Origin of the sequence: Pseudomonas sp. BT-42-2, assembly GCF_025847435.2 — a bacterium.
GTDB lineage: Bacteria > Pseudomonadota > Gammaproteobacteria > Pseudomonadales > Pseudomonadaceae > Aquipseudomonas > Aquipseudomonas urmiensis.
Genome location: NZ_JAOYTM010000014.1, coordinates 83962 through 95883, shown reverse-complemented (window position 1 = coordinate 95883; position 11922 = coordinate 83962). Strand labels below are relative to the sequence as shown.

The 11922-nt window shown below is 62.1% G+C and carries 13 protein-coding genes and 1 pseudogene; all 14 read right to left on the bottom strand.

Features of this window, described 5'->3' with window-relative positions; all coding sequences use genetic code 11:
- Window positions 1-3: 3 nt before the first annotated feature.
- Entirely contained in the window at window positions 4-1905 is a 1902-nt protein-coding gene (locus tag OIU19_RS17765; RefSeq protein WP_264236124.1) for a hypothetical protein, read from the bottom strand.
- A gap of 124 nt (window positions 1906-2029) precedes the next feature.
- Complete coding sequence (locus tag OIU19_RS17760; RefSeq protein ID WP_186555395.1) at window positions 2030-2332, bottom strand: phage tail assembly protein; 303 nt, start codon at window positions 2330-2332, stop codon at window positions 2030-2032.
- Between the two features lie 11 nt (window positions 2333-2343).
- Window positions 2344-2853, bottom strand: a complete 510-nt coding sequence (locus OIU19_RS17755; protein ID WP_264236123.1) for a phage major tail tube protein — start codon at window positions 2851-2853, stop codon at window positions 2344-2346.
- A gap of 13 nt (window positions 2854-2866) precedes the next feature.
- On the bottom strand, window positions 2867-4033 hold the full coding sequence (locus OIU19_RS17750) for a phage tail sheath family protein (RefSeq protein WP_264236122.1): 1167 nt from the start codon (window positions 4031-4033) through the stop codon (window positions 2867-2869).
- A gap of 86 nt (window positions 4034-4119) precedes the next feature.
- Window positions 4120-4722, bottom strand: a complete 603-nt coding sequence (locus tag OIU19_RS17745) for a tail fiber assembly protein (RefSeq protein WP_264236121.1) — start codon at window positions 4720-4722, stop codon at window positions 4120-4122.
- Between the two features lie 10 nt (window positions 4723-4732).
- A complete protein-coding gene (locus OIU19_RS17740; protein WP_264236230.1) occupies window positions 4733-5701 on the bottom strand; it encodes a phage tail protein in 969 nt (322 codons plus the stop codon).
- Between the two features lie 537 nt (window positions 5702-6238).
- Window positions 6239-7348: pseudogene (locus OIU19_RS17735) on the bottom strand (phage tail protein); the annotation flags it as partial.
- Window positions 7341-7949 carry a phage tail protein I gene (locus OIU19_RS17730; protein ID WP_264236120.1) on the bottom strand — a complete coding sequence of 203 codons (609 nt, stop codon included), beginning with the start codon at window positions 7947-7949 and terminating at the stop codon, window positions 7341-7343. The pseudogene OIU19_RS17735 and the gene OIU19_RS17730, both read right to left, overlap by 8 nt.
- A gap of 1 nt (window position 7950) precedes the next feature.
- Window positions 7951-8832 carry a baseplate J/gp47 family protein gene (locus OIU19_RS17725; protein ID WP_264236119.1) on the bottom strand — a complete coding sequence of 294 codons (882 nt, stop codon included), beginning with the start codon at window positions 8830-8832 and terminating at the stop codon, window positions 7951-7953.
- Entirely contained in the window at window positions 8829-9155 is a 327-nt protein-coding gene (locus tag OIU19_RS17720; RefSeq protein WP_186555401.1) for a GPW/gp25 family protein, read from the bottom strand. Before OIU19_RS17720 ends, OIU19_RS17725 begins: the two co-directional genes overlap by 4 nt.
- Before the next feature lie 102 nt (window positions 9156-9257).
- Complete coding sequence (locus OIU19_RS17715) at window positions 9258-9818, bottom strand: phage baseplate assembly protein V (RefSeq protein WP_264236118.1); 561 nt, start codon at window positions 9816-9818, stop codon at window positions 9258-9260.
- The gene (locus OIU19_RS17710) at window positions 9815-10312 is read right to left on the bottom strand and encodes a hypothetical protein (protein WP_264236117.1); all 498 of its coding nucleotides are present in this window, start codon (window positions 10310-10312) and stop codon (window positions 9815-9817) included. The genes OIU19_RS17715 and OIU19_RS17710 overlap by 4 nt, the downstream gene beginning before the upstream one ends.
- An 11-nt stretch (window positions 10313-10323) precedes the next feature.
- Entirely contained in the window at window positions 10324-10662 is a 339-nt protein-coding gene (locus OIU19_RS17705) for a phage holin family protein (RefSeq protein ID WP_264236116.1), read from the bottom strand.
- Window positions 10663-11125: 463 nt separating this feature from the next.
- A complete protein-coding gene (locus tag OIU19_RS17700) occupies window positions 11126-11872 on the bottom strand; it encodes an XRE family transcriptional regulator (RefSeq protein ID WP_264236115.1) in 747 nt (248 codons plus the stop codon).
- Between the last annotated feature and the right edge of the window lie 50 nt (window positions 11873-11922).

Here is an 11922-nt window from a genome sequence, read left to right as displayed (position 1 = left end):
TCCTCAGGCAACGTGGGGGGTGTCGGCCAACTGCACTGACTGCGCCCGGTCCATCAACTCGCTCAGGGTGCGCCGGGCAATTGCCTCCATTTGCTGCAGCACCGAGGGGTCATCGAGGGTGGTGTTCAACGTCAGGGGCATGTTGGCAGTGAAGGTGAACTGCTGATTGATCGGCGGGCGGGGGCTGGTTGCTGGAGTCGGCACTGTCGTAGCGGGTATCGATGGCTGCTCAATGGCGGTATCCAGCCTGCGCGCCGCCTCACCCACGGAGGTAGGTGCCTTGCGCTGCTCGCTGACAGGGGCTGGTGGATTTTGGCTGGAACCCATGGACAGGGTTCTGGCCAGCCAGCCGCCGACGCTTTCTCCGCCCATGCTGCCCAGTGCCCCACCGATCAGGCCTCCGATCGCCGTACCAATGACGGGCACTACCGAGCCGATGGCAGCGCCGGCTGCGGCGCCGGCCAGGGTGCCGCCCAGCCCACCCACGGCAGTGCCGTAACCTTCGAGCTTTTCTTGCGAGCTGCCTTCACTGCTGAAGGTTTGGGCAATCTGCAGACCGGCATCCACCAGGGCGCCACCTGGGACACGCTTGAGCAATCCTTTTGCCAAGGGGCGCGCGCCACTGACCGCCTTGAACATCGATGGCTGGCCTGGCACAGGAGACTGGCTGCCTGCACCAGGGATTCTGGGCACATGGGTTTGTTGCATAGATTGCGCCGGGATGATGTCGCCAGCGGCAGTATCGCTGCCCATCTGCGCAAGCCGGTTTGGCGCAGCAGAGCCAAGCCGTGGGCTGCTTGAAGCGTTGTTTCGGTTAGCCTCACCGGTAGGGGTAGCATCTGCGAAGACGCTTACTGGCGGTTGCGCAAGCGCGTTGATCGAAGTGGAGTTCTGCGCCCGTTCCTGCTCTTGGCCGCCCTCCTGGTCTTCGATTTCTTCCTCCTCCTCCTCTTCTTCTATTGCCGGTCCGGGTGTGTCCGTTTGCTGTCCTTCAGCAACCCGGGAAAGTGATGTCGGCACTTTTCCTGGGCCTTGCGCTGGATCAGGCGAATCCTTGCCAGCAAAAAATTCGTAGAGACTCTCACCGGCCATGCCACCGAGCTTCTCCCCGACGTAGCCGCCGACCAACTCGCCGATGTCGTCAGCCTTTTTCTTGCCGATCACGCCACCCAGTGCGGCCCCTAGCAGGCTGCCGCCCAACTCACCCAGGGCGCCGCCAATCCCCTTGACAGTCTCTTTGCCGTTTTCAGCAGAGGCCAACGAGTCAACGACTTTCAAGCTTGCTGAAGCCGCAGCCATATTGCGCCTGCTTTTTACCGCTTCTGTCGCTCGCTGCTTTTGCTCAGGTGAAAGCTTCTGCTTCGCTTGGTACCCAGCCCAAGCGGTAGCAAACACAGCGCTCCTGACAGCGAACAATCTCGATTCGGCCTTAAAGGCCTCAAAACTCACTTCCACCTGGGGCAACTCCGAGCGCTTGGTAGGCTTCGCAGTGCCCTCGTTCGGTGCAGCGTCGGATACATCCGTTGCAGCATGTGCTGCCTTGGCCTGGGTCGCTACAGGTAGCGGCATGGGGATCTGCCACGGGCCAGGCGCAATCAGCGCCTGGCGTGCCAAGATCTGGTAGCGGCGCTGCAAGCGCTCGACGGCAGCGGCCTCACGCTCGAGCCTGTCGATCTGCGCCTCGTGCGTTTGTGCCTGGTCAATCGCCAGCGCACCCTCCACTTGACCGGTCTTGTCCAGTTCAAGCCCCAGGCGAAACACCTCTGAGCTGATTCGCCCTAGGCGGATGCTATCCGCTTGCTTGCGCAGCGGCGCCAGCCGTTGGCGCAGCAGGTCAAAGGTGATGCCCAACGTCTGAGCAAGCGTGACGGCGGTGCCGAGCGCGGATACTTGTGTATCGGCCATCCGTTCCTCCTTTTACTCCGAAAGCCACCAGACCATGTCGCTGTGCGACATGGTCATGATTTCGCTCGCGGAAAAGTTCAGCTCCTTGGCCAGCCGCTTGGCAGCGGCTTTCTGCCGGGCCGGGTCAAAGCTCGTCGTCCTGCACCAGGCGAAAGTAGCCGCTCTGCAAGCGGCTGTAGTCTTTCAGGGCCAGGCCTTCGAGGTCCTTGACGCCGACCTCGGCCAGCGAGGCGAACAGGTTCAGTTCACGCTGCTCGTCATCGCCCGCGCCACCCGCTTGGGCATTGCGGATGTCACGCACAGTCGGCGCACGCAGCGACAGGCTGTCGACCTGTACGCCGTTGGCTTCGCTGGCACGAGACAAGCGCACCGTCACCCGCTCAGCGTTCAGGGTCAGCCATTGCGGAAGCTTTTTCGCTTGAGCCATGTCGGTTCTCCTTACAGGCCAAGGGCTGCACGTTGCGCGGCCAGTTGGTCGACGCCGTCGATCACGCGCTTCATGCCCAGGGCATCGATCTCGTAGACCAGGCGGCCATCGACTTCGAGTTTGTAGTAGGTGACGGCGACGCTGTGCTTGATCTCGGCCTTGTCGCCAGATTTCCAGTCGCCCATGTCGACTTCCTTGAGCGCGCCACGCAGGGTGACCACCACTGGATTGATCTTGCCCTTGAGGCCCTTGAAGGCGCCGCGGAAGGTGCCGTTGAAGGCACTGGCATCCGCCAGGCCGAAGAACTTCAGGGCTTCACGGCGCACACCGGTCGTGGTGAACGCGGCTTCCTGTTTCTCCATGCCCTGGTCCATCTCGACCGGCATGTCCATGCCGCCGGGGCGATGCTCTTCCATCTTCAGGGTGAGTTTGGGCAGGGTCAGGCTGGGTACATCGCCCTGGAAGCTGACGCCGTCGACGAACAGGTTCAGGTTGGCCAGGGTTTCGGGAATCATTGCCATGTAGATGCGCTCCTTAAGCGGCGGAATCGAGGACTTCGGTCAGCCACTGGTTGGTGACTTCGACGCGGAAATTGGGGTTTTCGGCAGGCGGGACATCGGTGAAGCGGATGTTCCAGTACACCTTGCCCTGCTCCAGTTGGCTGGCGGTGTTCAGTTCAGGGTCGGCGTAGACCTCGAAATTGATGATCGCGCCCTGGTTCTTCAGGTCGCGCATGAAAGCCTGCAGGCCCTCGGTGACGTCCTTGACGTAGGTGGCGGTGATCGCCCGGTCGACTGCCCATTTGTGGCCGTAGAGAATCGCGTCCATGACGATGTCCATGGTCCGCACACGAGTGACGAAGGCCCATTTCGGGTCGCTGGACAGGGTGCGGTTACCCCACAGGCGGAAACCGTCGTCGCGAATGATGGTGGCGATGTTGGCGTTGTTCAGCAGGTTGGCGCGGCAGCTGTCGTCGCCATCGAGGAACTCCACCGGACGGCGGGTACCCGTGATACCGACGAACTCCTTGTTCGACGGCGAGGCCCAGAAGCCGTATTCGCTGTCAGTCCAGGCGAACAGGCCGGCGACCCAGGCCGAACCTGGTGCATCGACGGTGGCCTCGGCGTCGTTGTCCCAGTAACGCACGCCTGGGTCGACCAAAAAGGCTCGCTTGGCGCCAAAGTTGCCAGCGTAGGCGATGGCCGCCTCGTCGGTGGTGTTCGGCCCATCGATGATGGCGATGGCGCGCAGTTTGTCGGCCAGAGCGACCAGCGCGGTGCCAACGGCCTCGACGGCACTGTGCTGGGGCGCCACCAGCAGGCGTGGCTGGGCGTTGAAGCGGCTTTTGCCGTCGAGTAGCGCTTGCAGGCCGGTGCGTTTGCCGTCCGCTTGAACCGCGCCGATGATGGCTGCGGTCTGCTCGGCGGCGTCTTCGACCTTGGCTACGCCACAGGCGACGATGACGGCCTTGGCGCGGCTGTAGATTGCCTGGCAGGCCTTGGTGATCGCGGCGTCCTGGCCGAACGCCGCGACCGCTTCGCGTTCACTGGTGATCAGCACCAGCTCGTTGGCTTTGGCACTGATGCCAGCGCCTTCGCTGAAGGTGTCGACCAGGCCGATGATCGACGAAGAAGGCAGCGCAATGCTGCGCGCGCCGGTATCGACATTAGTAACGGTGACGCCGTGGAAGAATCCACTCATGTGTTAGTACTCCAGATATGAAAAGACCCCGCGATGCGGGGTCTGGATGGGGTGCAGAAAAACGAACCTTCTACTCAGGCAGGAGGTTATTGAGGTGGGTTGGTGGTGGAGGCAATCGCCTGGTCAGGACTGACCGGCCAGCGAATGGCCAAGGGGTAATCGGCTTGCTGGTTCACTCGGTTGAGCTCGATGCGATAGCGCTTCCAGGCAAGCAGTGCGGCAAGCTCCTGCTCACTCGCTTCGCCAACATCGGCGGCATCTTCCAGTGGCACGATACGGATCGCTGCCTCAGCCAGCTTGCTGTCGCGCAAAGCCAGCGCCAGGGCCACGGCCTTGTCACGCTGTGCATCGACATCGGCCATCCAGGCACTGCCATTCCAAGTGTGCAGCGGGCCTGGGAAGGGCTCGCGGGTCAGCGTGTCTGGCAGCGGTCCCAACAGCAGATTCTCCTGGGCATCGCCAGTTGCAGTGCTATAGACGGTGCCACGATTGTCTTGAACCAACTCCCAGGTGTCTGTTTGCCTGTTGCGCACTATCGCAAAGCCGGGGCTGGAGGCTGGCGGGGAGTCGGCGAAGGCGAGTGCGGGCACCAGCCAGTTGCCCTCCTCCAGCGGATCGGGATCAGCCAGGCCTTGGCCAATGTACTCCAGGGTTTCAGGATGAGCGTTATAGGTCGTAGGTGCGTCCATGTTTACCTCGTCAGTATTTGATGCATGCGAGCAGCGCGATGTTGCGCGGACGTGCTTCATTGCCACCGCTAGCACCGATCGTCACCACGTGGCTGTGGTCACCGGCGCTGGCAGCGGTGCCGGAAATAGTGTGGGTATGGGCACCGGCCGGGTTGGTGGCTGCAGTCGTGCCGTTCTGCAAGTTGGCGGTGGTGAAGTTGGGCGAGCCACCACCGACGTTGTTGTTCTGCGCACGAGGCGCGGTATGGCTATGCTCGCCGGCGGCCAGGGCGGTACCGCTGATGGCGTGGGTATGCGCACCTGCCGCCGCGGCAGAACCTGTGTGGGTATGGCTGAGGTTCTGCCCAGCCTGCACCGAACCCAGGACTCGACCGGCGTCCAGCCCGCGCCCGTCATCGACGCCTCGTATGAACTCGCCGCGCAAGTCCGGCAGGTTGAACGTGGTACTGCCATCACCTGCGCCGAACGTCGTACCGATTTGAGCGAACAACCCGGCATAGAGCACCCGACCCACCGCAGCACCATTGGCCTTGATGTAGCCAACCGGCGGCGTATTGCCTGCCACATGGATGATGCTGCCTGGGGGGACACCGTTGTCGAGCCTGGCCCAGGCAGTCCATTGGTTGTTGTATTGGCTACGGGCATACACTGCACTGCCACCGGAATACTGAATCGCCAGTTGGCTGCGGTTGGAAGTCGAAGCAATCGTCGAGTAGAAGGTTGTCGTTATGTGCCAATACCAGACTGGGTCCGGCGTATTGGCATGATTACTGAGAATGACCTGGTTGACCGCAAGATTAGGGTCCTGGTTTGTCGCTCCTTGGGCTAAACCGCTGGCGGCATTCACCGCAGCGGCCAAGCCGACCACTTCACTGATGGCATGTGTGTGTGTTGTTGGCGCTGCGCCCAAGGTAGTACGCGCCGCCTGCGCATTGGCGTCATCGAGCAAGGTGCGGCTGAACGCCGACAACGGCGCCATGGCGAACGTGTCGGCCGCCGTGCTGTAGATCAATTGGTCAGCGGCTGAGCTCAAGCCGGCAAGGGCGGTCAGCGTTGCATCCAAAGGCTGTTTGCCCGCAAGGGCATTGGTCATGGTGGTAGCAAAGTTCGGATCGTTGGCCAATGACGCAGCCAGCTCCTTGAGCGTGTCGAGGGTGCCCGGAGCCGAGTCGACCAGGCCCGCAATCGCTCCCTGGACGAAAGCGGTGGTTGCCAGCTGCTGGGTATTGGTGCCTTTCACCGCTGTCGGCGCCGTTGGCGCGCCGCGCAAGGCGGGCGAATCGGTGATGCTCAATTCCGCCCAGGCCGACCAGACATTGGAGTAGCACGAGCGGCTGTAGACCCGGCCGCTGTTGTAGGTGGTGTAGAGCTGACTGCAAATCGCCGGGCTGGCACATTGCACCAACAGGGTACCGGCGACTGCCTCGGGATAATTCAGGGCCAGGGTCGCGTTGGAATTGGCCGTCTGCCCGTAGGAACCTGGGGTAGTCACGCTGTTGAGATTGGACCCGGCAGGTAGATTGCTGCCGGATACTCCTACACTGCCCCAACCCAAAGAGCCCAGTAACTGTTGCGTGAACTGGGTAGTGGCAATACTCGTGTCGTTGCTAGCGATCGCCGCTGTCGGGGCTTTCGGTGCACCGCTCAAGATGGGAGAGGCAAGGTCGGCCTTGAGTGCCAAGGACGCGTCGACCTGCGCCTTGGTATAGACGTCTGTGAGCCCATAACCTGCGACCGTAGTCGGGTTGCTGGCCGCCACTACGCGGCCATACTTGTCCACCGTGACGCTACGATAAGTACCTGCTGCGACGCCGCTCCGGCCATAGGCCATTTCGAACGCCAGCGCGGTTACGCCTACGGAAATAAGGCCGTCAGTTACCAGTTGCCAAGCGCTATCGCCATTGACGCTGCCTTGTTCGACATGCACCAGTAGCCCCGGAGTGACCTTGGTGGAGCTGTCAGCATCGCTGCAGCGTGTCCAGGCGCCGCTAGCGGCGAGGTACAGGCCATTGTCCTTCGCGGCAGCCTGGTTTTTCACCAGAACCCGCGCGCCAGCTGGCAGCGCAACCCCGTCGATACCCTGCAATCCGCTTAAGGTAATAGCCGCAGTGGTCGCAGCCAGCACCGAATGCTTGAAGTCCTGCCTGGCCAACTCTTCTGTCACCCATTCACGGGTGGCCAGCACCACGCTGGGATCAATTTTCAGTTGCACATTGCTGGCACTGCTGACGACCAAGTTCATCCGCACGATCTGGGTACGACCCGATCCCTGGCTCAACAGTGGCTTGAAAGTCGGTGCGCAATTGGCCACGGCGATCATGTCACCATCGGCGTCATACAGCGCGATCTCGCGGATCCAGCGGCCACCGACATCGGCAGGAATAACCTGCTCGGCGATGATGATGGCGCTGTTCTTGTCGTCGACCTTGAGCTGGTTCAGCGGCGCCCGGCGCCATTCGTTGAGCAGCTTGGTCTGGTTGGCACTTGGCGTCGGATCGGTGCCGTTGGCGTCGCCGACGCCCATCTGGGTGATTTTCCACGCGATGCCCAAGGCATCCGCGTTGGCCTGCTTCGCCGCCCCCACGTTGGTGAGAATGGCGTAGAACTGTGAATTCTGGTCAACCATGTGCAATGTCCAAGGTATCGATTGAATGTTCGCGGCCACCGCGACCGATGACGCCGATAACGTCTATGTCACGTGCCGCCAAGGGGTAGATGTCCAGCTCGTCGCCTTCTTGGCATGCGCAGCCGACATGAAAAGCGCCGCGGCTTTCGAGGCTGATGACCAGGCCGGTCAAGTGTCGACTGACGGGCCTGGCGTCATCGATCAGCGATGACAGCTGCTGATAGGTTTGTTCGTTGATGCCTGCGTCGGACACGCCGATCTTCAAGGCGAAGGTTCCGGGCACTGCTGCGGGTTCGGCCTGCCACCACTCCTCTACCTCGATCAGATAGCCGAATGGCTCGACCACCCGCCTGAGTGCACCGAGGGTGCCTTTGTGGGCGTGGACGAAGAACGCCGAGCGGATCACCGAACGCTTGATGCTGTCGCTCCAGCTATCGTCCCAGCGGTCGACCGACCACGCCCAGGCCAGCTGATAGAGCAGGTGTGATGGGCAGTTGTCGGGGTTGTAGAGCAAACGCAGGTCGACCTTGAGGTCTTCATCCCCGGCCACCTCGATGGCCCGCTCCAGGGGCGTACGATTGAGCGGTAGAAGGCTATGCATGTCAGCCTCCGCGCTTGAGTGAAAAACCCGTGCACCAGGCGGCCTGGGCCTTGCTCGGACGGATGTCGGTCCAGTTGCCCAGTTCGACCCGGCTGACACCGCCGATATGCAACTGGGCATCGATACCGGAGCGGGCAACTTCCAAGCCCAGGCGTCGTCGTGGGTTGATCCAGGCCTGCAAGCGGCGCTGGCATTCGGCAAGGATCGCCTCTGACTCCGGGCCGTTGTCAGCCATGTACAGCAATGCATCGATGCGATACGCCAGCACCTCGGCGCTGCGCACATTGACCCGGTCAGCCACGGGACGAATGTCCTCGTCGTTCAAGTAGGCCGCAACATCTGCCAGCAATTCAGGGCTGGCGACACCGTTGCCATCCAGGCTCAGCACCGTCACATCGACGACTGCCGGCGACGGGCTCTCGGCGGTCGCGTCAGCGACCAGCCCCGAAGCGTTGCGGGCATGCAGGATGTAGCTGTTGCGCGGCCCTGCCGTGGTCAGCCCTTCGTAGACCAGTTGCACCCGCTCGCGCAGGGCATCGTCGGACTCAAGCTGCGCCTCTACAGGTGGCACACGGGTCGGGTCTGCCGCCTGGATCACCAGGCGCTGCAAACTGACATTAGCGGCCAGCTGGTCCAGATCACTACCCTGCGCATAGGCCAGCAACAACGCCTTGGCCGCATCGTTGATACGCGCCCGATTGAGCAGCTTGCGATAAGCCCCGACCTCCAGCAGCTTGCTGACCGGATCGCTTTCGAGCTGTGCCGTCCAGTCATCCCCCAGGTGGGCGCGGAAGGTCTCTAGGTCGGCTTGGTAAAGGTCTTCGTAGTTGAGGTCTTCGAGTAGCTGCGGCGCGGGCAAGCGGGAGAGGTCTACCTGGCTCATACGCTCACCTCCAGCAGGGCTTCGTCGCCCAGGTAGCGGCCACTCAGGAGCAGGCTGACCTGGCCATCGAGTACCGCTACCACCTTGACCCGCTCAAGCTTCAGGCGCGGTTCCCAGCGGCCCAGGGCACGAGCGACCTCGGCTTGCACGGCACTCTTCCAGCCTTCGTTGACCGGCATGTCGACATAGCGACGCAGCTGGCTGCCGTATTCGGGGCGCATGCGGCGGCTGCCAAGCGGGGTGGTGAGAATGTCGTCGATCGATTGGCGAAGGTGAGCGATGCCGGCCAAGGGCTGGCCGCTGCGGCGGTCCATGCCGATCATGGGGCACCTCCTGCGGCGGACCAGCCTGCACGGGCAGGCGCATGCTGATGGCGTTTCATTGTTGCCTCCTGATATGAAAAAGCCCGCGGCAGCGGGCTTTGTTCAATGTTTGTGATTGGCCGTATTCCCGGCCGTATCGATGATCCGGCCGCCGCCGTGGATATCGCCGCTAACCTGCAGCGTGCCGTTGATCGCGACGCTGCCGGTGAGGGTGATGGCTGCACCATTGAGCGTGATGGCGCCATCGCTGACCTGTACGGTGCTGGCGCCGACTGTGACCGTGGCGTTACCGCTGGGCAGGTGGATGTCGTAGCGACGCGCTTGCCAGTCATAGGCCAGCGAGCCGCCATCGTCGAAATACCACGCCGCCACGTGATCGCGGTTATCCGGCGGGCTGCCCGCATTGCCATACAGGCCTGGCACGAAGGTACCCTGGGCCGGCTCCCCGCTGGGGCTGACCAGTACGCCCTGCTCGCCCAGGCTCGGCGCCCGCCAATGCCGAGCCTTGCCGGCAGCGAGGGAATGCCAGCGCAGCCAAGCACTGGTCCAACCACTGCCGTCGGCAACCCGCACTCGCGCGGCCGCAAGGTCAACCGCTACCACCCGGCATGGGATCAGCAAGCTGGCAAGCATGCGATCGTGCATGGCACTTGCGTAACTCATGCCAGGTCCTCCGGGGCGAAATAGCGGCTCTGATTACCAGGCCCGGTATCTGGATCGATGCCCAGCAGCAAGCTACCTGCGGGCTGATCCGGCCAGGGCCATTGGGGCTCGCCGAGCAGCACCCGCTGATCCCAGCGCACTTTCCAATCGCCCGCTTCGAACTGCGCCTGCACATTGCGGCTGGCTTCGACGAAATCCAGCCCCCAGAACTGTTGGCGCAACAGGTCCATCAATTGCGCCGCCAGCAGGCTGCCTTGCAGGCGAGCCTCAGGGTTGAGGGCATCGGCGGTAATATCAGCCTCGAAACTGGCGATCAGCACCGAGCGTCCATCGCGCGGCGCAGCGTCAGCTGTCATGCGCACGATGCCATGGCGCAGCGCCGGCAATGCGGGGGGATTTCCTAGGGTGGAATGTGCATCGACTGACGCCAGCTCGGGCATCGCCTCACGGATCGTCGCGGTCAACGCCGCATATAACGTGGTCAATTCGCTCATGCCATGCGCTCCTACCGCTCATCCGTGGAGGATGCGTCGCGCAGCCCAAGTCGCTTGGCTGCCCAGCGCTCGTAAAGGCCGATGGCGACATCGGCGCCGGCCATGGCGGTCAAGCAGCCAAAGGCGCTAGCCGTCCAGATCGACATACCAGTGGCATACAGCAGCATCACGGTGGATACCCCACATACCATGCATGCCCCAGACCGCAGCGCCAGCCGCCGCACCAGCGACCAGCCGCGGGCGCCAGCTTTGTCGGCGCGCCACATTTCGCCAGAAATACCCCCCAGCAATGCCAGGACGATTACCAGCCAGAGCGGCATCTCCAGCAACGCTTGTTGCTCGTTCGTCACTGTCCTGTCTCCTGTGTGATGCCCGCCGGCAACTGCCGGCGGATCGATTACCGTTGATCGCGGCATTCCAAAAAGCCCGGCCCGCCAGGCTTTTCAGTAATGCGTTGGCAAACCGCCGGCCACGACTGGTGACGCCGCACGGTTACGCTTCAAATTGGTGACTCCGACCGCGGCCGCCTGCCCGCCGGATAACTGTTCGTGGTGCTTTACGCTGCACACCCGGGCCAGTTGCCAACCCTCTGAACAGTTGAGGCCTGTTCATCGCTGCCTGTGTAACAACCGGTTGCTGACCGGCTTGAGACACAGATTATGCATTGATGCATATGCAGTCAATGCATTTCTTCAAATTTCTATGCGTAGGAATTTGCAGATATGCATCCAAGCTATGCGCCATGTAGGCTGTAGGAGTTTTCACAAGGCGAAAAAAAACCCGCCGAGGCGGGTTTTCTGTCGAGCAGGTTATTTAGCGGGCGTACATGCCCCACCAGAACACATGGCCGAGCAGGCTGATCTGCTCCTCCTGCATTTGCTGGAAGCTGTAGTCTTCGTCGGGATGCTCATCGCGGTTGAAGCTGCGCAGCCGAATCCCGGTGGGCAGGCGGTAGACCTGCTTTACCCGCAATTGGCCGTTATGGTTGATGGCATAAAGGTCGCCGTCGACGATGTCACCGATCGAGCACTTGCCAGTATTGACCCCCACTGTGGCGCCATCGCGAAGCACTGGCAGCATGCTGTTGCCGCGCACTGTCACGCACTTGGCATTATCGAACTGCACACCGTTGTGGCGTAGGCTGCGCTTGCCGAAACGCAGGCGCGCGCGCTCGCTTTCCTCGATGACGAATCTTCCTGATCCTGCTGCCAATTCGACCTCACGAAGAAAAGGTACCGACACCTCGTCATCCTCGACGGGGGTTTCATCGTCCCACAGGCTGATGTCACTGAGCTCGGCGTGCCCATGGGCCGGTTGCGCCGCTTCACGCGACTCGCCCAGCTCGACACGGCCACGCAACTGATCGGTGCTCACGCCAAAATACTCGGCGATCCTCGACACGTGCTTGTCCGAAGGATCGACGATCTTCTCGCTGAGGATCCGCGACAGGGTGGATTGGGGAACGCCCGTGCGCCGGTACAGCTCCGTCGGGGACAGGCCGTGGCGGTCGAGCAAGGTTCTGAGTACGGAGGCTACGTTGCGTTTTTGCATAAGATGCATAATGCAGGCAGAGCAATGGAAATGCAATCGATGCATTAACGCGAGAATAC

Coding starts and splice junctions, on each gene's coding strand:
- OIU19_RS17765 (WP_264236124.1), bottom strand. CDS start 1,905: ATGGCCGATACACAAGTATCCGCGCTCGGCACCGCCGTCACGCTTGCT.
- OIU19_RS17760 (WP_186555395.1), bottom strand. CDS start 2,332: ATGGCTCAAGCGAAAAAGCTTCCGCAATGGCTGACCCTGAACGCTGAG.
- OIU19_RS17755 (WP_264236123.1), bottom strand. CDS start 2,853: ATGGCAATGATTCCCGAAACCCTGGCCAACCTGAACCTGTTCGTCGAC.
- OIU19_RS17750 (WP_264236122.1), bottom strand. CDS start 4,033: ATGAGTGGATTCTTCCACGGCGTCACCGTTACTAATGTCGATACCGGC.
- OIU19_RS17745 (WP_264236121.1), bottom strand. CDS start 4,722: ATGGACGCACCTACGACCTATAACGCTCATCCTGAAACCCTGGAGTAC.
- OIU19_RS17740 (WP_264236230.1), bottom strand. CDS start 5,701: ATGGCGCCGTTGTCGGCGTTCAGCCGCACCTTGCTCGATGACGCCAAT.
- OIU19_RS17730 (WP_264236120.1), bottom strand. CDS start 7,949: ATGCATAGCCTTCTACCGCTCAATCGTACGCCCCTGGAGCGGGCCATC.
- OIU19_RS17725 (WP_264236119.1), bottom strand. CDS start 8,832: ATGAGCCAGGTAGACCTCTCCCGCTTGCCCGCGCCGCAGCTACTCGAA.
- OIU19_RS17720 (WP_186555401.1), bottom strand. CDS start 9,155: ATGATCGGCATGGACCGCCGCAGCGGCCAGCCCTTGGCCGGCATCGCT.
- OIU19_RS17715 (WP_264236118.1), bottom strand. CDS start 9,818: ATGAGTTACGCAAGTGCCATGCACGATCGCATGCTTGCCAGCTTGCTG.
- OIU19_RS17710 (WP_264236117.1), bottom strand. CDS start 10,312: ATGAGCGAATTGACCACGTTATATGCGGCGTTGACCGCGACGATCCGT.
- OIU19_RS17700 (WP_264236115.1), bottom strand. CDS start 11,872: ATGCATCTTATGCAAAAACGCAACGTAGCCTCCGTACTCAGAACCTTG.